Here is a 21,319-nt window from a genome sequence, read left to right on the forward strand (position 1 = left end):
ACGACCGGCGGATGCGGGGCCTTGTGCCGCTCATGGAAAAGTTCATGAAAGCCCACGAAAGCTCATGAACGAACGGAAGGCGCCCCGGTACGCCGGTCCCCCCACGGGCCGACGACCAGGGCGCCTTCCCATGTCCCGGTGCGGATTCCCCCCACGGGATCCGGCCGGGCGCCTATGAGGGCCAGCGCCTGAATCGCTGTGAGCACAACGAGCAGAACTCGCCGCGCTCCTGTACCGCAGTCGTGCTGCCTGTGCGATCTGCCGGGACAGCGCACGCACGGGAGGGCCGCTCAAAGCTTCCCGCTGTACCTGCCCCGGCAACGCATCTCCGAGGAAGTCCCCCAAGACATCCCCGGATGCCGGTCAGCGCCCCCCAAGACGCTGCCCGACATGACATCGCCAACTTAGACCTTCGAACCCCTTCGATGGTTACGTTCGCATCACTGTGATCTGCGTCTCGTGCATATGTCCGTTAGGTGTACAAGGGCCTAAGTATGGTGAACGGGACCCCAGCGTAAGGATGATGCGCGAGCCTTGTGAAGAGCTTATGTGAGGCGCGCGTTGGACTCCAGAGGGTCTCTTGCTTCCGTCAGAAGTTGCACGCTCTCAACGGAACGTCCGCAGCCGCAGACTGTTCGTCACCACGAACACCGAGGAGAACGCCATCGCCGCCCCCGCGATCATCGGGTTGAGCAGGCCGGCGGCGGCCAGCGGCAGCGCGGCCACGTTGTAGCCGAAGGCCCACACCAGGTTGCCCTTGATGGTGGCCAGTGTCCGCCGGGACAGCCGGATGGCGTCCGCGGCCACCCGCAGGTCGCCGCGCACCAGCGTCAGATCGCCGGCCTCGATGGCGGCGTCCGTGCCGGTGCCCATCGCCAGGCCCAGGTCGGCGGTGGCGAGCGCGGCGGCGTCGTTGACGCCGTCGCCGACCATGGCCACGGTCCGCCCCTCGGCCTGCAGTCGCCGGACGGCGTCGACCTTGTCCTGCGGCAGCACCTCGGCGATCACGTCGTGGGGGTCGATCCCGACCGCCCGTGCCACGGTCTCGGCGACCGCGCGGTTGTCCCCGGTCAGCAGGACGGGGCGCAGCCCCAGCGCGCGCAGCTGCCGTACGGCCTGAGCGCTGGTCTCCTTGACCGCGTCGGCCACGGAGATGACACCCCGTGCCACCCCGTCCCAGCCGACGACGACCGCCGTACGGCCCTCGCTCTCGGCCTCGCGGCGGGCGCGGGCCACCTCCTCCGGTAGCTCGGCGGTGAGGTCCACGAGCCGGCCCACGGCCACGTCGTGGCCCTCCACGCGCCCGCGTACGCCCCGTCCGGGGACGTTCTCGAAGTGCTCGACCGGGGGCAGCGGACCCACCCGCTCCTCGGCGCCGGCGGCGACGGCCTTGGCGATCGGGTGCTCGGAGGCGTGCTCCAGGGCGCCCGCGAGGCGCAGCAGCTGCTTCTCGTCGATGCCCTCTGCGGCGTACACGTCCTGGAGGGTCATACGGCCCGTGGTGACCGTTCCGGTCTTGTCCAGGACGACGGTGTCGACGCGGCGGGTGGACTCCAGCACCTCGGGGCCCTTGATCAGGATGCCGAGCTGGGCGCCCCGGCCGGTGCCGACCATCAGCGCGGTCGGTGTGGCCAGGCCCAGCGCGCACGGGCAGGCGATGATCAGCACCGCGACGGCCGCGGTGAAGGCCGCGGTCACGTCACCGGTGACGAACAGCCAGGTGAGCAGGGTGCCCAGGGCGATGACCAGGACGACCGGCACGAAGACCGCCGATATCCGGTCGGCCAGCCGCTGCACCTCGGCCTTGCCGTTCTGCGCGTCCCCGACCAGCTGCGCCATGCGCGCGAGCTGGGTGTCCGCGCCGACCCGGGTCGCCTCGACGACCAGGCGGCCGCCCGCGTTGACCGTGGCGCCCGTGACGGCGTCGCCGACGCCGACGTCCACCGGAACCGACTCGCCGGTCAGCATGGAGGCGTCGACCGCCGAGGTGCCCTCGACGACCGTACCGTCGGTGGCGACCTTCTCGCCGGGCCGTACGACGAACCGGTCGCCGACGGCCAGCGCCGACACCGGGATCCGTACCTCCGCCCCGTTTCGCAGTACGGCGACGTCCTTCGCGCCCAGCTCCATCAGTGCCCGCAGCGCGGCCCCCGCCCGCCGCTTGGAGCGGGCCTCCAGGAAGCGGCCGAGCAGGATGAACGCCACGACTCCGGCGGCGACCTCCAGGTAGATCGTGGAGGACGCGTCCATCCGGGAGACGGCGAGGCTGAACTCGTGGCGCATGCCGGGCATGCCCGCGTCACCGAGGAACAGCGCCCACAGCGACCAGCCGAACGCGGCGAGGGTGCCGATCGAGACGAGCGTGTCCATGGTGGCGGCGCCGTGCCGGGCGTTGGTCAGGGCCGCCCGGTGGAACGGCAGGCCGCCCCAGACGACGACCGGCGCGGCGAGGGTCAGCGAGAGCCACTGCCAGTTGTCGAACTGCAGGGCCGGGACCATGGCGAGCAGGACGACGGGGACGGCGAGGAGTGCGGAAACGGTCAGGCGCTGACGCAGGGAGACCAGCTCGGGGTCCTGGGGCACCTGCTGCTCGGTCGGCTGTGCTTCCGGTTCCGGCCGCGGAGGCTCCTCGGCCGTGTAACCCGTCTTCACCACGGTGGCGATGAGATCGGCGACCGATACCCCCGCGGGGTAGGCGACCCTGGCCTTCTCCGTGGCGAAGTTGACCGTCGCGGTGACGCCGTCCATGCGGTTGAGCTTCTTCTCGACGCGGGCCGCGCAGGACGCGCAGGTCATCCCACCGATGAGCAGCTCGACCTCGGCGAGGTCCGGCTGGTCGGTCATGGGCGTCTGTGGGGCGGCGGGGGTGTTCATCCGTGGAACTCCAGACGGCGGACGGGTGAATGGAGGGACGGTTCGGCCGGACTTTCGTCAGGCCGTGCCGACGAGCTCGAAGCCGGCCTCGTCCACGGCGGCGCGCACCGCCTCCTCTTCGAGCGGGGCCGCGGAGACGACGGTGACCTCGCCGGTGGAGGCGACGGCCTTCACCGAGCTGACGCCGGGCAGCTCGGAGATCTCGGCGGAGACGGAACCCTCGCAGTGTCCGCAGCTCATTCCGCTCACCTTGTAGACGGTGGTGACGGTGGTGACGGTGGTGACGGTGGTGACGGTGGTGACGGTGTCCGGGGTGCCGGTCCGGTCGGTCATGTCGTACTCCTCGGTGTCGTGGTGTGTGGGGTGCGCGGGACCCGGGGGCCTCGCTCTCCACCCGACACTATACCCCTAGGGGGTATTACCCCAAGGATTCGCGACCCGGATGGCGGCGCGTTCGCCGACCATCGGGGCGAGGTAGCGCACGAGGAGGTCCTTCAGTTCCCTCACGTAGGCGTCGCGCTCGGCTCCCTCGTGGGCGAGTACCAACTCCAGGCCCGCCTTGTACACGCTCAGGCACACCTGTGCGGTACGGGCGACATCGGCGGCGGGGGTGTCCGGCGCGAAGGAGGAGAGCAGGACCTCGACCCGCGAGAGCAGGGTCGCATGCAGGGCGTCGTGCTCCTCGGCGATCCGGCCAGGGATGTCGGGGCCGTGCATCAGTGCGAAGAAGACCGGGTGCCGGCAGTTGAAGTCGGTGAGCCGGTCGACGGCGGTCCCGACGGCCTCCTCGAGCGGGGTGCCGGGCTCGACCGGCGCGAGCGCCTCGCCGTACGTCTCGCGCATCTCGTGCACGAGCCGGTCGCCCAGTTCGATCGCGATGGCCTCCTTGTTCGGGAAGAACTGGTACAGCGTGCCCGGCGACACGCCCGCCTCGCGGGCGATCGCGTTGGTGCTCGCGGCGGTGTAGCCGGTGGTGCAGAAGACCGAGGCGGCGGCCTCGAGCAGCTGGGTGATACGGCGCTCCCCGCGGGCCTGGCGGCGGCGCGGCCGGTCGCCGGCCGCCAGGTCCTTCCCGGGCTTCGCGGGCTTCTCGGTCGGGTCGGGCACGAGTTATCCCCAGCTCTCCGCAGGCGATTGACAAACGCGAGCGGTCGCTCGCATTCTGGAGAAACGCGAGCGATCTCTCGTGTTTGCCAGTTTATTGGCAATGGCAGACCCATGCTGCCTGCTGTGCGCGGCGAGGGCAGCAGTCATGGTGAAGGGGACACCGCAGGATGACCGGAGTCAATGAGCCGCCGGGCGGCGACGGCGGGAGCGAGGACGGCAGCGGAGGAGAGGCACCGCGCGGGCGGGGGGAATCCGCGGGCGCGGGCAGGGGCTCGGGAACCGGCGGGGGCTCGGGCTCGGGTGTGGGCGCACGTGCCGGCGGGGCTGCGAGCACGGGCGCGGGCGCGCGCGCCGAACCGGGCGACGCGGGCGCCGGGTCCGGGGAAGCCGGAGGGCGCGGTGCGGCGCCGCGCGTCGGGGCCTGGACCCGCTTCGTGACCGCCCGGCCCCGCCTGTCGCTGCTCGCCGCCCTGGTGCTCACGGTGCTGGCCGTGCTGGCGGGCAGCGGGGTCGCCGACCGGCTGGGCAGCGGCGGCTGGGAGGACCCGGCCGCCGAGTCGACGTACGCGACGAAGGCGCTGGAGCGGGAGTTCCCCGACTCCCAGCCCAACCTGCTGCTCCTGGTCGACGCGGGCCGCTCCTCGGTGGACGACCCGGTGGTCGCCGCCGAGGCCAGGCGGCTCGCCGCGCGTCTGGCCGCCGAGAAAGGGGTCATCGGCGTCGGCTCCTACTGGCAGTCGGGCGCACCGGCCCTGCGCGCCCGGGACGGGCACGAGGCCCTGATCGCCGCCCACATCACGGGCGACGAGAAGGCCATGGGCAACACCCTGGACCGCATCGCGCCCACCTACCGGGGAGCGCACGGACCGGTGGAGGTGACGGTCGGCGGCCCGGTTGCCGTACGGCACGAGATGCAGACGATCATCCGCGAGGACCTGACCCGGGCCGAGCTGATCGCCCTGCCGGTCACGCTCGTGCTACTGGTCATGGTCTTCGGCAGCGCCGTCGCCGCCCTGCTGCCGCTCGGCATCGGCATCGTCGCGATCCTCGGCACCAACGCGGTGCTGCGCGGCCTGACGGAGTTCACCGACGTCTCCGTCTTCGCGATGAACCTCACCACCGCGCTGGGCCTCGGCCTCGCCATCGACTACGCGCTGTTCATCGTGCGCCGCTTCCGCGAGGAACTCACCGCGGGCGCCGAACCGCCCACAGCCGTGGGCACCACCCTGCGCACGGCCGGCCGCACGGTGCTCTTCTCGGCCCTCACGGTCGCCGTGTCCCTGGCGGCGATGCTGCTCTTCCCGCAGTACTTCCTGAGGTCCTTCGCCTACGCCGGCATGGCGGTCGTCCTGCTCGCGGCGGCCGCGGCCCTGATCCTGCTCCCGGCGGCCCTGGTGCTGCTCGGCCATCGGGTGAACTCCCTGGACCTGCGGCGCCTGTTCCGCCGCGGCCGGCCGCCGCGGACCGTCGGCACGCAGGGCGTGGAAAGCACGGAGGGCACGGCCTGGGCGCGCACGGCGGCCCTGGTGATGCGCCGCGCCCCGTTCTTCGCCCTGGGCACCACGGCCGTCCTGGTACTGCTCGGACTGCCCTTCCTCGGCGTGAGGTTCGGCACCGCCGACGACCGTCAACTGCCGTCCACGGCCGAGTCGCACGTGGTGCAGCAGCACATCAGGGAGGGCTTCCCGGGCAGCCCGGGCGGCGGCCTGGAGGTGCTCGCCCAAGGCCGGGCGACACAGGAGCAGTACGCCGCGTACAAGGAGCGGATCGCAGCCCTGCCGCAGGTGCTGCGGGTGGACGGACCGCTGGTGAAGGGCGACTCGGCGTACTTCACGGTGCTGCCCGAGGGCGAGGCCGTCGACGACGCCGCCCAGCGCCTGGTGGGCGAACTGCGCTCCACCGAAGCCCCCTTCGACACCAAGGTGACCGGCACGGCGGCGGTCCTGGTCGACTCCAAGCACGCGATCGCCGAGCGACTGCCCTGGGCGGCGGCGTTCATCGCGGTCGTCACGCTGCTGCTGGTCTTCCTGCTCACCGGCAGCGTGCTGATACCGCTGCAGGCGGTGGTGCTCAACGCGCTCAGCCTGACCGCCATGTTCGGCGCGGTGGTGTGGGTCTTCCAGGACGGCCACCTGTCCGGCCTGCTCGGCTTCACCAGCCCCGGCTCCATAGAGACGACCCTGCCGGTCCTGATGTTCTGTGTGGCTTTCGGCCTGTCCATGGACTACGGCGTGTTCCTGCTCTCCCGTATCAAGGAGGAGTACGACCACACCGGTGACCACCACGGGGCGGTCCGGCACGGGCTCCAGCGCACCGGCGGACTGATCACGGCGGCCGCGGTCATCCTCGCCGTGGTGATGGTCGCGATCGGAGCCTCCCGGGTGACCAACACGAAGATGCTCGGCCTGGGCATCGCGCTGGCGGTGCTGATGGACGCGATGGTCGTCCGCAGCCTCCTGGTCCCCGCGGTCATGCGCCTGACCGGCCGGGCCACTTGGTGGGCCCCGGCCCCGCTGCGCCGCTTCCACGCCCGCTTCGGGCTGAGCGAGGGCGAACCGCCGGCGGTGGCGGCCCCCGGGGAGGCCGGGGACTCCGGGCAGGCAGGGGAGCCGGAGCGGACAGCAGGTGACCGGAGCCGGGACAGGGCCGCGACCCGCGGCTAGGAGCCCCGTACTACGGTTTCGCCGACAGCGGTGAGCTGTGGGGAGATCCGGGCGGAAGGCGAGGCGGCGGATGCGGGCTGTGGTGTTCGAGCGGTACGGGGAGCCGGCCGAGGTGCGGGAGGTGGCCGACCCGCGGCCCGCGGAACACGGGGTCGTGGTGCGGGTCGAGGCGACCGGCCTGTGCCGCAGCGACTGGCACGGCTGGCAGGGCCACGACCCCGACATCACCCTGCCTCATGTGCCGGGGCACGAACTCGCCGGGACCGTCGAGGAAGTGGGTCCGCGGGTGACCCGCTGGCGGCCCGGCGACCGGGTCACCGTGCCCTTCGTCTGCGCCTGCGGCACCTGCCCCGCCTGCGCGGCCGGCGACCAGCAGGTGTGCGAGCGGCAGACCCAGCCCGGCTTCACCCACTGGGGCTCCTTCGCCCAGTACGTGGCGCTCGACCACGCCGACGTGAATTTGGTCGCCGTACCCGACGGGCTGTCCGGCGCGACGGCGGCCTCGCTCGGCTGCCGGTTCGCCACGGCGTTCCGCGCGGTGGCCCAGCAGGGCCGGGTCGCCGCCGGCGAGTGGGTCGCCGTGCACGGCTGCGGGGGCGTGGGCCTGTCGGCGGTGATGATCGCGGCGGCGTCGGGGGCCAGGGTGGTGGCGGTGGACCTGTCCGCCCAGGCACTGGAGCTGGCACGGAAGTTCGGCGCCGAGCAGTGCGTGGACGCGACCGGTGTGCGGGACACGGCGGAGCGGGTGCGCGAGGTGACCGGCGGCGGCGCCCATCTCTCGCTCGACGCGCTCGGCTCGCCCGCCACCTGCGCGGCCTCGGTGAACGGTCTGCGCCGCCGGGGCCGCCATGTCCAGGTCGGCCTGCTGCCCTCCCCGACGGGCACCACCCCGGTGCCCATGGCGCGCGCGATCGCCCTGGAGCTGGAACTCCTGGGCAGCCACGGCATGGCCGCGCACGCCTACCCGCGGATGCTTCAGCTGGTGGAGGCCGGTGTGCTGCGGCCCGATCTGCTGGTGACGTCGACCATCCCCCTGGCGGCCGTCCCGGACGCGCTCGCGGCGATGGGGGCGGCACCGGGGTCCGGGGTCACGGTCATCGAACCGTGGCGCTGAACCGGTCCAGCCGTGGAGCCGGCCGGCCCGAGGGAGAAGCGGAGCCTCAGTCGGCTCTGCGGCCGCGGTTGCCGGGCCGGGCGGCGACCCAGGTGCGGACGGTGTCGGCGTACCAGTAGGGCTTGCCGCTCTCCACGTGATCGGGCGGCGGCAGCAGCCCGTGTTTGCGGTAGGACCGCACGGTGTCCGGCTGCACCCGGATGTGCGCCGCGATCTCCTTGTACGACCAGAGCCTTCGGTCGGTCATGACGTGTACCTCCCCACGCGCGCCACGGCGGCGGCCGGGGAGGCCGTCGGGGGAGCCGGGCGCTGCGCTGGTGATCACCAAGCCTGTGCTCGGTCAACGACGCTCCGTGCACACCGGCAAGCGCCTGTCGGCCGGATGTGACCTGGCGCACGCGTACATGCGACATGCGTGACACGACAGAGGTCTTTGTGACACATCTGAAGCGATCTCCCCTCACTCTCGTCCGAATGTCCGGACAAACCATTGACAGAGTGCGGTGCCGGCACTACAACCGGTAGAGGCGGCCGGTGGACGGTACGGACACACGGCGCCATGGATGACGAAGAGTTTCAAATCCCCGGCAGCGAGGGCGCTTTGGGTGAAGACCCCATGCGCCCTCGCGGTGCCCGGGCACCGATCGCCTCCGGCGCGGGAGGCCGCTTCGCCCTGGCAGGAGCGAAGTGCGAGCGTCGACTCCCCGCCCGCTACGGCCCCGCGCCGGAGGTCCCCGACAGGCCCCCGACACCCACGCCGGAAGCGGCGGGGCGGCAGGCGGCCACGCACCGCCTGCCTGTGGAATCCGCGCAGCCCTCGCGGCGAGGCGCGCGCGGCGACACCCCTACATGTGTCTACGTGGAGACGGAAACCGCAGACACAGTGTCGGGGGCGCCCGACGCGCAACGCTGGTGGGATGGACGTGTGACCGGGACCGCGACCCGACTGTCGGCGGCCCGGGCACATGAGCTGTACGAACGGCAGGTCTCGACCCGACGCCGCCATCTGTGAAGGAGTAACCGGGCATGACGAAGATCGTCAACCACTGGATCGGCGGGAAGACCGTCGAAGGCGCCTCGGGGACGTACGGGCCGGTCACGGACCCGGCGACCGGCGCGGTCACCACGAAGGTCGCGTTCGCCTCCGTCGAGGAGGTGGACGCCGCGGTCGCCGCCGCCAAGGACGCCTACGCCACCTGGGGGCAGTCCTCGCTGGCCCAGCGGACCTCGATCCTGTTCAAGTTCCGCGCGCTGCTGGACGCCCACAGCGACGAGATCGCCGAGCTGATCACCGCCGAGCACGGCAAGGTGCACTCCGACGCGCTCGGCGAGGTCGCGCGCGGCCTGGAGATCGTCGACCTGGCCTGCGGCATCAACGTGCAGCTCAAGGGTGAGCTGTCCACCCAGGTCGCCACCCGCGTGGACGTGGCCTCGATCCGGCAGCCGCTGGGCGTGGTCGTCGGCATCACGCCGTTCAACTTCCCGGCGATGGTCCCGATGTGGATGTTCCCCATCGCCATCGCCTGCGGCAACACCTTCGTGCTCAAGCCCAGCGAGAAGGACCCGTCGGCGTCGATCCGCATCGCCGAGCTGCTGGCCGAGGCCGGACTGCCCGACGGTGTGTTCAACGTCGTGCACGGTGACAAGGTGGCCGTCGACCGGCTCCTGGAGCACCCGGACGTCCAGGCGGTCTCCTTCGTCGGCTCCACCCCGATCGCCCGCTACATCCACACCACCGCCTCCGCCAACGGCAAGCGCGTACAGGCCCTGGGCGGCGCCAAGAACCACATGCTGGTCCTGCCGGACGCCGATCTGGACGCCGCCGCCGACGCCGCCGTCTCGGCCGCGTACGGCTCGGCGGGCGAGCGCTGCATGGCGATCTCGGCCGTCGTGGCGGTCGGCTCGGTCGGCGACGAGCTGGTGGAGAAGATCCGCGAGCGCGCCGAGAAGATCAAGATCGGCCCCGGCAACGACCCGGCCTCCGAGATGGGCCCGCTGATCACCAAGGCGCACCGCGACAAGGTGGCCTCCTACGTGGCCGACGCCGCCGGCGAGGGCGCCGAGGTGGTCCTCGACGGCACCGGCTACACCGTGGAGGGCCACGAGGACGGCCACTGGATCGGCATCTCGCTGCTCGACAAGGTGCCGACCGGCGCGAAGGCGTACCAGGACGAGATCTTCGGCCCGGTGCTGTGCGTGCTGCGCGTGGACACCTACGAGGAGGGCGTGGCCCTCATCAACGCCTCGCCGTTCGGCAACGGCACCGCGATCTTCACCCGGGACGGCGGCGCGGCCCGCCGCTTCCAGCTGGAGATCGAGGCCGGCATGGTCGGCGTCAACGTGCCGATCCCGGTGCCGGTGGGCTACCACTCCTTCGGCGGCTGGAAGAACTCGCTCTTCGGCGACCACCACATCTACGGCAACGACGGCACCCACTTCTACACCCGCGGCAAGGTGATCACCACGCGCTGGCCCGACCCGTCCGAGGCCCCGGCGGGCGTGGACCTGGGCTTCCCGCGCAACCACTGATGCGATGAAGGGGCGGGGCCACGCTCCCGTGGGTGCCCCCGGCGGTTCACGCCGGGGGTGCCGTACGGTCCGGGCCTGTACCACGGCCGCAGTATGCCGCGACGGGTCCGTACTCCCCGGGGAGGGGTGGAGGTTCGGTCCGGCGGGGGCATCGGTTGTCAGCGGTGGCCCGTACGGTGGAAGGCATGGATCTTCGACTGCCCGGACTGCGTGGGCTGCTGCGGAGGCCCCGGCTGCTGCTGGCCGCCGGGGCCGTCGTCGTCGTGCTCGCCGGTGCCGGTACGTGGGCGGCGGCCGCCTCCGACGACCCGCCCCCGGTGCACCGCGCCGACCGGGTCATGACCATGGGCGACGGGGTGCGGGTCGACACCTCGTACTTCACCCCGGCCGGCCCCGGCCGGCACCCCGCGGTCCTGATCGGACACGGCTTCGGCGGCAGCAAGGACGACGTACGGCAGCAGGCGGAGGACCTCGCCGGAGGCGGGTACGCGGTGCTGACCTGGTCGGCACGCGGCTTCGGCGGGTCCACCGGGAAGATCGGACTGAACGATCCCGAGGCCGAGGTCGCCGACGTCTCGAAGCTGATCGACTGGCTGGCGAAGCGGCCCGAGGTCGAGCTGGACAAGCCCGGTGACCCGCGCGTGGGCGTGACCGGTGCCTCCTACGGCGGCGCGATCTCCCTGCTCGCCGCCGGGTACGACGACCGGGTGGACGCCATCGCCCCGGCGATCACCTACTGGAACCTCGCGGACGCGCTGTTTCCGAACGGCGTCTTCAAGAAACTGTGGGCGGGCTGGTTCATCAACTCCGGCGGCGGCTGTGGGAGGTTCGAGCCCGCGCTGTGCCGGATGTACGAGCGGGTCGCCGAGTCGGGGAAGCCTGACGCCGAGGCCCGCGGACTGCTCGAGGAGCGCTCGCCGTCCGCCGTCGGCGACCGGATCAAGGTGCCGGCGCTGCTGGTGCAGGGCCAGTCCGACTCCCTCTTCCCGCTCGGCCAGGCCGACGCCGCCGCGCAGGCGATCCGGGCGAACGGCGCACCGGTCGACGTCGACTGGATCGCCGGCGGCCACGACGGCGGCGATGCGGAGACCGGCCGGGTACAGGCGCGCGTGAAGACCTGGTTCGACCGCTACCTCAAGAACGACAGGAGCGCCGACACCGGGCCCGCCTTCCGCGTCACCCGCACCGGAGGCATCGACTCCACCGACGGCAGGGCCCTGCTGCGCGGCGCGAGCGGCAGCGCGTATCCGGGACTGGAGAGCGGGCAGCGGTCCATCGCCCTGAGCGGGGGCGAGCGGCGCCTGGAGAATCCGGCGGGAGCCAACCCGCCCGCCGTGTCCTCGCTGCCCGGCCTCGGCGGCTCCGGCGGTCTGGGTCGGCTGTCCTCGCTCGGCGTCGGCGTGTCGCTGGACCTCCCCGGACAGCACGCGAAGTTCGACTCCGCCCCCCTCGGCGGCGACCTGCGCATCACCGGGTCGCCGACGGCGACCGTCCACGTCACGTCGACGAGCGACGACGCGGTGCTCTTCGCCAAGGTGTACGACGTCGGGCCGGGCACGGCGCGTCCGGTGCTGCCCGCCCAGCTGGTGAACCCCGTGCGCGTCGAGGGCGCCAAGGCCGGCAAGGACGTCACCCTCACCCTCCCCGCGATCGACCACGAGGTGCGCAAGGGCCACCGGCTCCGCCTGGTCCTCGCCTCCACCGACCTCGGCTACGCCTCCCCGACCGCCCCGGCCGCGTACACCGTCACCCTCAAGAGCGATCTGAAGGTGCCGACCGCACCCGGTGTGACCACCGCGGCGGCGCCGCTGCCCGCGTGGGTGTGGTGGCTGCCGCTCGCCGGCGCGGTGGTCGCGCTCGCCCTGCTGCCGGCCGCCCGCCGCCGCACGGCCGCGCCCGCTCCGGACCCGTCGCTGGCCGACGTTCCGCTGCGGATCACCGACTTGAGCAAGCGCTACGCGAAGTCGGCGGACCGGTATGCGGTACGGGACCTGTCCTTCCGCGTCGAGAAGGGCCAGGTGCTCGGCCTGCTCGGGCCGAACGGCGCCGGCAAGACGACCACCCTGCGCATGCTGATGGGGCTGATCCGGCCGGACGGCGGCGAGATCCGCGTGTTCGGCCACGCCGTCCGGCCCGGCGCACCCGTGCTGTCGAGGGTCGGCGCCTTCGTCGAGGGCGCGGGCTTCCTGCCCCACCTGTCCGGCCGGGAGAACCTGGAGCTGTACTGGCGGGCCACCGGCCGCCCGCCCGAGGACGCCCACCTGGACGAGGCCCTGGAGATCGCCGGACTCGGCGACGCGCTGGCCCGCGCGGTGCGTACCTACTCGCAGGGCATGCGCCAGCGCCTGGCGATCGCCCAGGCCATGCTGGGCCTGCCGGACCTGCTGATCCTGGACGAGCCGACCAACGGCCTCGACCCGCCCCAGATCCGCGAGATGCGCGAGGTGATGATCCGCTACGCGGCCGGTGGCCGTACGGTGATCGTCTCCAGCCATCTGCTCTCCGAGGTCGAGCAGTCCTGCACGCACCTGGTGGTGATGGACCGCGGGCGGCTGGTGCGGGCCGGTGAGGTCGGCGAGATCGTCGGCTCCGGGGACACCCTGCTGGTCGGCACCGCCACGCCCGTGGAGGAGCCGGTCGTGGAGAAGGTCGCCGTGCTGCCGGGCGTGGCCTCGGCGATACGGACCGAGGGCGGCCTGCTGGTCCGGCTGGAACCCGGTGGCACGGCGCAGGACCTGGTCGTGGACCTGGTGCGGCTGGAGGTGCCCGTCTCCTCGGTCGGTCCGCACCGCCGGCTGGAGGACGCCTTTCTCACCCTGATCGGAGGTTCCGCATGAGCACGCTCGCCCAGAGCACCGAGGTCGCCTCCGGCTACCGGGCGGGCCGCACCCTGCCCCTGCGGGTCGAGCTGATACGGCAGCTGAAGCGGCGCCGCACACTGATCATGGGCGGCATCCTGGCCGCGCTGCCCTTCGTGCTGGCCGTCGCCTTCGCGATCGGCGGCGACCCGGGAGGACGCAGCGACCGGGTGACGCTGATGGACACGGCCACCGCGTCCGGCGCCAACTTCGCGGCGGTGAACCTGTTCGTGTCGGCGGGCTTCCTGCTGGTGGTCCCGGTGGCGCTGTTCTGCGGGGACACGGTCGCCTCCGAGGCGAGCTGGTCCTCCCTGCGCTATCTGCTCGCCGCGCCCGTGCCGCGGGCCCGGCTGCTGTGGTCCAAGCTGGTCGTCGGGCTCGGGCTGAGCCTGGCCGCGATGGTGCTGCTGCCGGTCGTGGCGCTCGCCGTCGGCACGGCCGCCTACGGCTGGGGTCCGCTGCGGATACCCACCGGCGGCGCGCTGGACGCGGGGACCGCCGTCCAGCGGCTGGTGGTGGTCGTGGCGTACGTCTTCGTGTCGCAGCTGGTCACCGCGGGCCTGGCGTTCTGGCTGTCGACCAGGACGGACGCGCCGCTGGGCGCGGTGGGCGGGGCGGTCGGGCTGACCATCGTGGGCAACGTCCTGGACGCCGTCACGGCTCTTGGGCACTGGCGTGACTTCCTGCCCGCGCACTGGCAGTTCGCCTGGGCCGACGCCGTGCAGCCGCGCCCCGAGTGGTCCGGGATGATCCAGGGCGCGGCGGTCTCCGTCACCTACGCGCTGGTGCTGTTCGCCCTGGCCTTCCGCGGGTTCGCCCGCAAGGACGTGGTGTCCTGACCCGGTTGTGCGGTCCAACCGGGTGAACTCCCGACACCAATGCGCACGCATCGGGTTGATGAAGCAGGAGGGCACACGCGCTACGGGAAACGTACGCGCCCATGCCCGGTAGGGCCCGGCTTTCCCGATTCGTCAAGCAGGAAGACAAGCACATTGCGACAGACACTGAGCAGGGGAGTGTTCGCGGCGGCCGCCGCCACGGGCATTCTGTCTCTGTATGGCAGCTCCGCCCTCGCCGACACGTTCGCGACCGGAGCCGCCGAGGATTCTCCCGGTGTGCTGTCCGGGAACACCGTGCAGGTGCCGGTCGAGGTGCCGGTGAACGTGTGCGGCAACGCCGTTGGTGTGCTCGCGGGGCTGAGCGGCGCGTTCGACAACACCTGCGTCAACGCCTCGGACAGGACGAAGGTCCGGTCGCCCGAGCCCTCCCACGGGGACTTCGACGACTGCACGGACGAGTGCGAGGCGGCTCCGCCGGCCACCGGCGCTCCCACCCCGTCGGCCCCGCGCACCAGCGAGACGCCGCGTCCCACGCCTCCGCCCACGCGGACCGCCCAGACGCCGCCTCCGGCCGCGGGTGAGCAGCCCGGCAAGCCGCCGCAGCTGGCCGAGACCGGCGGCAAGGCCCTGCTGGCGGCCTCGGCCGCCAGCGCCGCACTGATCACGGGCGGTGCGATGCTGTACCGCCGTGGCCGCGCCACCTCACACCGGTAGCCGCCACCGGGTGCCGGCCGCGCCCCGCCCGGCACCCATGCCCGCCTCGAGCCGAACCGCGGCGACGGGGCCCCTGTACGTACCACGGCGGTGGGTCTCGACGCGGGCGGCCGAGCAGGGTCCTCGCGCCGGCCGCGCACCGGTGACGGCTGCCCGCCCGGCACTTGGACCCCGCGAGGTCCGGACCCGCGCCGCCCGGACCTACGCGGTCCACCGCGCAGGGCAGCCGGAGTTGGTCCGGGAGCGAGCCGTTGCACGGCCGTGTCGGCGGTGGGTCTCGGCGTGGGCGGCCGAGCAGGGACCCCGCGCCGGCCGCGCACCGGCGACCGGCCCGGCACCCGCGCCCCCTGGGTCCGAGCGCGGGCGGTCCGGGCCGGCGGAATCTGCCGCGCAGGGCAGCCGGAGCCGTCCGGGAGCGGGCCGTCGTACGGGTTCTGTCCGGCAGCCCGCGCCGGAGCTCGCCGCCGATGTCGCCGTGCGACAAGCTGCCTGCCCGGCATCCGCGCCCCCTGGACCCGAGCGCGAACGGGCCGGAGTGGCGGGGCCGCCGCACAAGGCAGCCCCAGCCGGTCCGGGAACGGGCCGCCGCACGAGTCGTGCCGGCGGTGGGGCCGGGCTCAGGCGGCCGGGCGAGCGGCTTGCGTCAGCCGTGTACCGGGGACGGTGAGCCGCTGCGGCTGCCTCCCGGTACGGGGATCGTTCCGCCTGTCGGGGTCGTCCTGAGGCGGCGGCGTACCCCGCGGACGAGGGTCGCCGCCGTGAAGGGCGCGCCCTGGACGAAGCGCATGGCCGGGCCGAAGCCGGAGGCGGTCATCAGGCCCGCGAGGAACAGGCCGGGGTAGGAGGACTCGAAATCGCGTCCGACCTCCGGGGAGCCGTCGGGCAGGGTCGCCAGCGTCGCGCGCAGGTCGGCGGAGAGCATCGCGATCCGGTCGCAGCGCGCCTTGAACCCCGTGGCGGCGACGACGTGTTCGGTCTCCAGGGTGCGCTTGGCACCCCTGCGGCTCACCGTGTCCAGCCGCAGGCCGCCCGGTACCGCACTGGCCGCGGCGACCTCGTGGCCCGTCAGCACGTCCACCGCGCCCTCCACCCGGTTCCGCACCCACCACGCGCCCGCCGGTCCCAGCGCCGTGGTCGCGATCCGTGACCGGGTCTGCTCCGGCAGACGCCGGAAGAGGTTGGGACGCTCGGAGTAGAACCAGTTCCGCCAGCCGGGGCCGAGGCCGCTGTGCGGGGAGCGGACCGACTGCCACCAAGGACGCTCCCAGGGCGGCGGCACGTCGTTCCACACCAGCCGGTCCGCGCGCGCCAGCACACGCACGCGCGAGCCCTGTTCGGCGAGCAGCGCCGCGGTCTCCAGCGCCGCCTGGCCGCCGCCGATCACCGTGACATCCTTGCCGCGGAACTGGTCGAGGTCGCTGTGGTCGCTGCTGTGCGACACCAGCGAGGGGTGCAGTCCGCGCAGTGCCCGCGGTACCTCGACGAACGGCATCACACCGACCGCCAGCGCCACCGTGCGCGCGTGCACCGTCTCCCCGTCCTCGGTGACCGCCGTGAAGCCGCCCGGCCCGGACGTCACCCGGGCCACCTGGCGCTCGTCCACCTTCGGCACGGCGTGGCGCGCGAACCACAGGCCGTACGCGGCGAAGTCCTCCACCGAGATCGGCTCGGCGTGACGTGCCGTCAGGCCGTGCTCCGCGCAGTACGCGTCCAGGCGCCAACGCCCCCGCGGGTCGGACAGGTTCGACGCCCACGGCTCGGACTTCAGCAGCATGCCGCTGGGCATGTGGTCCCGCCAGGACGCCATGGGCCGGCCGAACACGCGCAGGTTCAGCCCCGCGGACGCGGCGTGGGACGCGATCGACAGACCGTACGGTCCCGCGCCCACCACTACAAGGTCGTACATCATCAACTGCTCGCTTTCTCGTTGTCGGTCACGGAGGGATGGGAGGGATGGGAGGGATGGGAAGGATGGGAGGGATGAGAGGGATGAGAGGGATAGGGGGTATGGGAGGGATGAGAGGAAAGGGAGCCAGTGACCGCCCGGGGGGCCGGGCGTGGCACCGGCAGCGCCGCGGTGGAGCCCAGCCGCTGCCGCAGCCGGCGGGACACGTGACGGCACCACAGGCCCCACATGGCCCACCCGGGAGCGCGGTCGTCCCGGGCGTACCAGGCCAGTTCGCGGCCGCCCGGCGCCGCACGCAGCGCGGCGAGCGGCGCGTAGTTCTCCACCACGAACGCCCGCCCGACCCTCGGGGCCCCGTCCGGCAGGGCGCGGCCCGTCAGGTCCAGGTGCAGGGCGCGTACGACGTCCAGTTCCGCGCTGTCCGCGAAGAGCCGGAACTGGGCGCCGGGGCGCGGGTTGAAGTCGAGCAGGTGGTAGCGGCCCGTCGCCCCGCAGCGCCGGAAGTCGAGGTCGAAGATGCCGCGGTAGCCCAGCTCGCCGGTGAGCCGCTCGGCCTGCGCCCGCACCTCGGGGTTGGCCGTCCAGCGGCCCACCGCGGTCAGCCCCGCGCTCCGCGGCCAGGCCAGCTGCTTGCGGCCGGCCCCGCCCGCGCGCACGGTGCCCGAGCGGTCGGCGTAACCGTGGAAGAACCAGTCGCGGTCCGGTCCCGGTGGCAGGTACGCCTGCAGCAGCAGCCGGCTGCCCGCCTCCTCGGTGCGCAGATACAGCTCCCGGGCCTGCTGCTCGGAGCGCACCAGTACCGTGCTGCGCAGGTCGCTGCCGGCGGGCAGCAGCCAGGGCCGGCTCCACTTCGCCACCAGCGGCAGCCCGAGCCGGCGCGCGTCCGCCGCGGCCCGCGCCGGGCTGTCCGGGATCAGCGTCACCGGGTGCGGGACGTCCGCCGAGGCGCACACGGCGGCCAGCTCCGCCTTGTCGGCGACGCGTTCGGGCAGCGTGCCCGGCATCTCGGGCAGCAGGTAGGAGGGGGCGAGTACGTCCCGCATCCGGCCCGCGGCGATGGCGCTCGCGTCGTCCAGCGGTACCAGCACGGCGGGACGCGCGATCCGGTCGGCCACACGGCGCAGCACGGCGAGGATGTCGTCGGCGGACGCCCCCGGAATCGGCGGGGGATGCACCTCACGTACATAACGCGACGCGTGGACGGGACTTTCCGCCGCGTCGGCGACGAGATGCACTTCCACTCCCGCCCTGCCGAGCGAGCGCACGGCGCCCAGCGTTCCGTGGTGAAAGGGATTCCGGTCGATCCGCAGCAGAACCGCGGGGACACGGGTGTCGAGCAACGGCACGAATTTCCTCTTCTTTCGGATCGGCTCACCCGTACGGGCGAGAGAGGCACTCGAAAGCCGCGATGGCGGTGGCGCCATGGGTTTTCCTGTGCGTGACTTCATATGACGGTCCGTCAATACCGAGGACGAGAACGGAAGACCGGACCGGAGCGAGGAAAGGAGCAGGAATGACCCCAGAGCACAAACGGGCCCGGGTCCGCCGGCTGGCCTTGGGCGCGGCGGTGGTCGCCGGCCTGGCCACCCTGGCGGCCGGCCCGGCGGCGGGCGTGGAGGTGGTGCGCGCCGCGGGTGCTCGCGCTCCGGTGCCGACCCCGGCGGCACCCGCGGTGACCGCCCCGGCAGCCCCCGCCGTGCCCACAGCCCCCGCCCGCATGCCGCGGATCCCCGCGCCCGTGGCCGTCCCCGCGCTGCCGGCGCTGCCCACACCGAACATCCTGGTGCCCCTCGAGGACATCCCGGCCTTCGGCGCCTTCCTCAGCTCCGAGGCCGACGGCGTGGCCCGCATGCCGCAGCTCAGCCACTGGCTGGGCGGTGCCGAACTCCGCGTCGGCCACACCTACCTGCCCGGCGAGACCTGGAGCGACATCGAGGGCGAGGCCGACTTCCTCCAGGCGTGGGCGCGCTGGCGCAACGAGCGGCCCGACCGGATGCTCGTCCTCAACGTCCCCCTGCAGGAGCGCAACGAGGGCGACGTCCCCGACAACGAGGTCGGGCAGTTGGTGCGGCAGGGCGCGGCGGGGAAGTTCGACCACCACTTCCGCGCCCTCGCCGAGCGGCTGGTGCGGCTGAAGGCGCCGGACACGGTCCTCGTGCTCGGCTGGGAGATGAACGGCACCACGTACACCCACCGCTGCGGGCCGGACCCGGAGGCGTGGAAGAAGTACTGGAGAAGGATCGTCACCACCATGCGGTCGGTGCCGGGCCAGAAGTTCCGTTTCGATTTCACGCCGAGCCGCGGCCTGGACGACGTTCCTTGGACGCAGTGCTACCCGGGTGACGACACGGTCGACATCATCGGCATGGATTCCTACGACCAGCCGGCCGGGCTTTCCTTCGAGAAGCAAGTGAAGGAGTCCTACGGGCTTCAGGCGCACGTGGATTTCGCGAAGGCCCACGGAAAACCGATCTCCTATCCCGAATGGGGACTCTTCCGCAACGGTGACAATCCCGAATGGATGCGGGGCATGCTCGCGTGGATGGACGAGCACAAGCCGCTCTACAACACGCTGACCGACTACTGTCCGCACGGTGTGTGGCAGTGCACGGCCAATCCCAAGTCGTCCGAGGTCTACCGGTCCGTCCTGTTCGGCCGCACCGACGAGCCGGCCCCGACGCCCACGCCCGCACCCGCGCCGAAGCCCACCGCGCCGGCCACACCGCCCCCGCAGGGCTGCACACCGGTGGACCTGGGCGGCTGGGTGGAGCACTGGCTCGGCGGGAGGCTCTGCGTCCGCTTCGACTGGTGGTCGGACGACAAGTAGCGCCCCCGCCGGTGGTGGCCGGCCCGCTCCTGGGGCCGGCGCCACCGGCGCGCACCGCCCGCGCACGGCCGTCACCGCTGTCCGGCATCGGCGGCGACGGCCGGGCCGGGCACCGAGGCGGCGGGGGCGGGGTCGTCCTCCTGGCCCTTGCGCCGGGGGCGCACCAGCAGGGCCAGACCGCACAGCAGCCCGCCCGCGCTCGCGCCCACCAGAGCGGTCACCCAGGCGGACGCGGACGTCGGCTCGGTCGGCCTGACCGCCCGCGAGAACTGCACGAGCCGGACCTGGGTGCTGCCCTTGGCGGCGTCGGCCTGCCGGGTCAGCGCCTGGGAGACGGCGTTGGCCATGTCCGCGGCCAGCACCGGACGCGAGGAGGTGGCCGACACGGCGACCATCGGAGCGTCCGGTGAGGTCGCCGCCTGCACGCTCCGCTGGAGGGTGCGCAGCGGCACGCCCGCCCTGTCCTGCGCGTCGACCAGCACCGCGAGCTGCGTGGCGACCCGGCCGTAGGCCTGCGCGAAGCCGAGGGCGGCGCCCGAGTCGGACTTCGCGGTCGGTACGGCGACGACATAGCTGGTGGCCGTGTACGTCGGGGGTGTCAGCACGCCGTACGCGCCGCCGCACAGGCCGCCGAGGACGGCGCCCGCCGCGAGCACGGACCAGGACGGCGGCCGCAGCCTCCTGAGACGGGCCAGGGACAGGCGGCGCTGACGGGTCGGGGTGTCGGTCATGAGGGGCTTGCTCCCAGGGATGAGACCAGAGGTGAGAGGGATGACGACGAGCCGGCGACCGCTGTCGCGTACACGTCCATGAGCCGGGCCGCGCTGCGGGCGATGCTGTAGCGGTGCGCGGCCTCGGGGGCCGTCCGCGGCCGGGGGCCCGCCGCGCGGACCTCGGCGATCGCACGGGCGTACGCCTCGGGGCCGCCGCGCACACGGCGGGCGGCGGGCGGCGGCGGCAGGTCCTCGATGGCCGGGCAGGAGGCGTAGAGCACGGGCAGGCCGCAGGCCAGCGCCTCCACGGCGGCCAGGCCGAACGCCTCCTCCGTGGACGGGGACGCGAGCAGGTCCATCGCACAGGTGAGCGAGGGCAGGTCGGGGCCGGAGGAGCCGTCGGGGAGGTAGGGACGTTCGCCGGTGAGCAGGACGCGCCCGGCCACACCGGCCTCGTGGGCCGTACGGCGCAGGACCTGCTCCTCGGGGCCGCCGCCCACCAGCAGCAGCCAGCAGTCGTCCGGGAGCCGGGTGAGCGCGTGGACGAGGACGTCGAACCGCTTGCCCCGGGTGAGCCGGCCGACCCCGCCGACGACGTACGCGCCCTCGGGCAGGCCGAGGCGCCTGCGGGTGCGCTCGCGCCGCTCCTGGTCGAAGCGGAAACGGTCCAGGTCGATGCCGTTCGGAACGACCTCGATACGGGGCGCGGGCACGCCCCAGTGCTTCAGGCGGTCGGCCACCGCCGGGGAGACGGCGACCGTCGCCGAGCCCAGGCGCTCACTGGCGAGGTACAGCGCGCGCACCCCCGCCGTCAGCCTGCGGCCCTCCATCTGCGAGTCGCCCAGGGAGTGCTCGGTGGCGACGACCGCGCGGACCCCGGCGAGGCGGGCGGCGAGCCGGCCGTAGACGCAGGCCCGGTACAGGTGTGTGTGCACCAGGTCGCAGCCGCTGGCGCGGATCAGCCGGACCAGGCGGGGGAGCGCGGCCAGGTCGCGGTTGCCGCCCATGCCCAGGTGCGCCACGCGGACGCCGTCGGCGGCCAGGCCCTCGGCGACCGCGCCGGGGTTGGTCAGCGTCACCACGTCGCAGTCGACGGGCAGGTGGCGCAGCAGCAGACGCAGCTGCTGCTCGGCCCCGCCGACGCCGAGGCCGGTGATGATGTGCAGTGCCTTCAT

The 21,319-nt window shown here is 73.1% G+C and carries 15 protein-coding genes and 2 pseudogenes; 9 read left to right on the top strand and 8 right to left on the bottom strand.

Annotated elements, in window-relative coordinates; translation table 11 throughout:
• Nucleotides 1–606: 606 nt before the first annotated feature.
• From ACX25U_RS23705 to ACX25U_RS23715, 3 genes are all read right to left on the bottom strand, one after another.
• Complete coding sequence (locus tag ACX25U_RS23705; RefSeq protein ID WP_454382936.1) at nt 607–2,874, bottom strand: heavy metal translocating P-type ATPase; 2,268 nt, start codon at nt 2,872–2,874, stop codon at nt 607–609.
• Between the two features lie 57 nt (nt 2,875–2,931).
• Complete coding sequence (locus ACX25U_RS23710; RefSeq protein ID WP_454382938.1) at nt 2,932–3,207, bottom strand: heavy-metal-associated domain-containing protein; 276 nt, start codon at nt 3,205–3,207, stop codon at nt 2,932–2,934.
• A gap of 75 nt (nt 3,208–3,282) precedes the next feature.
• Entirely contained in the window at nt 3,283–3,981 is a 699-nt protein-coding gene (locus tag ACX25U_RS23715; RefSeq protein ID WP_454382939.1) for a TetR family transcriptional regulator, read from the bottom strand.
• 167 nt (nt 3,982–4,148) lie between these two features.
• Between ACX25U_RS23715 and ACX25U_RS23720 the strand changes: the two genes are divergently transcribed.
• Nucleotides 4,149–6,644, top strand: coding sequence for an MMPL family transporter (locus tag ACX25U_RS23720; RefSeq protein ID WP_454382941.1), 2,496 nt, complete (start codon nt 4,149–4,151; stop codon nt 6,642–6,644).
• A gap of 70 nt (nt 6,645–6,714) precedes the next feature.
• Entirely contained in the window at nt 6,715–7,758 is a 1,044-nt protein-coding gene (locus tag ACX25U_RS23725; protein WP_454382942.1) for a zinc-dependent alcohol dehydrogenase family protein, read from the top strand.
• A 46-nt stretch (nt 7,759–7,804) separates the two neighbouring features.
• On the opposite strand, the gene ACX25U_RS23730 is transcribed toward ACX25U_RS23725, so the two are convergent.
• Nucleotides 7,805–8,005, bottom strand: a complete 201-nt coding sequence (locus tag ACX25U_RS23730; protein ID WP_454382943.1) for a helix-turn-helix transcriptional regulator — start codon at nt 8,003–8,005, stop codon at nt 7,805–7,807.
• A 312-nt stretch (nt 8,006–8,317) separates the two neighbouring features.
• On the opposite strand from ACX25U_RS23730, the pseudogene ACX25U_RS23735 reads away from it, so the two are divergent.
• The 6 genes and pseudogenes from ACX25U_RS23735 to ACX25U_RS23760 all read left to right on the top strand — a co-directional run.
• Nucleotides 8,318–8,494 (top strand): annotated as a pseudogene (locus tag ACX25U_RS23735) (5-deoxy-glucuronate isomerase); the annotation flags it as partial.
• A gap of 71 nt (nt 8,495–8,565) precedes the next feature.
• A pseudogene (locus tag ACX25U_RS23740) lies at nt 8,566–8,770 on the top strand (3D-(3,5/4)-trihydroxycyclohexane-1,2-dione acylhydrolase (decyclizing)); the annotation flags it as partial.
• A gap of 14 nt (nt 8,771–8,784) precedes the next feature.
• The gene (gene mmsA, locus ACX25U_RS23745; RefSeq protein ID WP_454382944.1) at nt 8,785–10,287 is read left to right on the top strand and encodes a CoA-acylating methylmalonate-semialdehyde dehydrogenase; all 1,503 of its coding nucleotides are present in this window, start codon (nt 8,785–8,787) and stop codon (nt 10,285–10,287) included.
• A gap of 185 nt (nt 10,288–10,472) precedes the next feature.
• Complete coding sequence (locus ACX25U_RS23750; protein ID WP_454382946.1) at nt 10,473–13,124, top strand: alpha/beta fold hydrolase; 2,652 nt, start codon at nt 10,473–10,475, stop codon at nt 13,122–13,124.
• A complete protein-coding gene (locus ACX25U_RS23755) occupies nt 13,121–13,984 on the top strand; it encodes an ABC transporter permease (protein WP_454382948.1) in 864 nt (287 codons plus the stop codon). The genes ACX25U_RS23750 and ACX25U_RS23755 overlap by 4 nt, the downstream gene beginning before the upstream one ends.
• Nucleotides 13,985–14,137: 153 nt before the next feature.
• Nucleotides 14,138–14,698, top strand: coding sequence for a chaplin (locus ACX25U_RS23760; protein WP_454382950.1), 561 nt, complete (start codon nt 14,138–14,140; stop codon nt 14,696–14,698).
• 643 nt (nt 14,699–15,341) lie between these two features.
• Here ACX25U_RS23760 and ACX25U_RS23765 read toward each other — a convergent pair.
• Together ACX25U_RS23765 and ACX25U_RS23770 are read right to left on the bottom strand one after the other, a co-directional pair.
• Entirely contained in the window at nt 15,342–16,604 is a 1,263-nt protein-coding gene (locus ACX25U_RS23765; protein ID WP_454394473.1) for an NAD(P)-binding domain-containing protein, read from the bottom strand.
• 2 nt (nt 16,605–16,606) lie between these two features.
• Nucleotides 16,607–17,950, bottom strand: coding sequence for a carboxylate--amine ligase (locus ACX25U_RS23770; protein ID WP_454382952.1), 1,344 nt, complete (start codon nt 17,948–17,950; stop codon nt 16,607–16,609).
• 167 nt (nt 17,951–18,117) lie between these two features.
• Between ACX25U_RS23770 and ACX25U_RS23775 the strand changes: the two genes are divergently transcribed.
• Nucleotides 18,118–19,431, top strand: coding sequence for a glycoside hydrolase family 26 protein (locus ACX25U_RS23775; RefSeq protein ID WP_454382954.1), 1,314 nt, complete (start codon nt 18,118–18,120; stop codon nt 19,429–19,431).
• Nucleotides 19,432–19,502: 71 nt separating this feature from the next.
• Here the strand turns inward: ACX25U_RS23775 and ACX25U_RS23780 are convergent, their stop codons facing one another.
• Together ACX25U_RS23780 and ACX25U_RS23785 are read right to left on the bottom strand one after the other, a co-directional pair.
• Entirely contained in the window at nt 19,503–20,162 is a 660-nt protein-coding gene (locus ACX25U_RS23780; RefSeq protein WP_454382956.1) for a lipopolysaccharide biosynthesis protein, read from the bottom strand.
• On the bottom strand, nt 20,159–21,319 hold the full coding sequence (locus tag ACX25U_RS23785; RefSeq protein ID WP_454382958.1) for a glycosyltransferase: 1,161 nt from the start codon (nt 21,317–21,319) through the stop codon (nt 20,159–20,161). The genes ACX25U_RS23780 and ACX25U_RS23785 overlap by 4 nt, the downstream gene beginning before the upstream one ends.

This window comes from Streptomyces sp. JNUCC 63, from assembly GCF_054366325.1.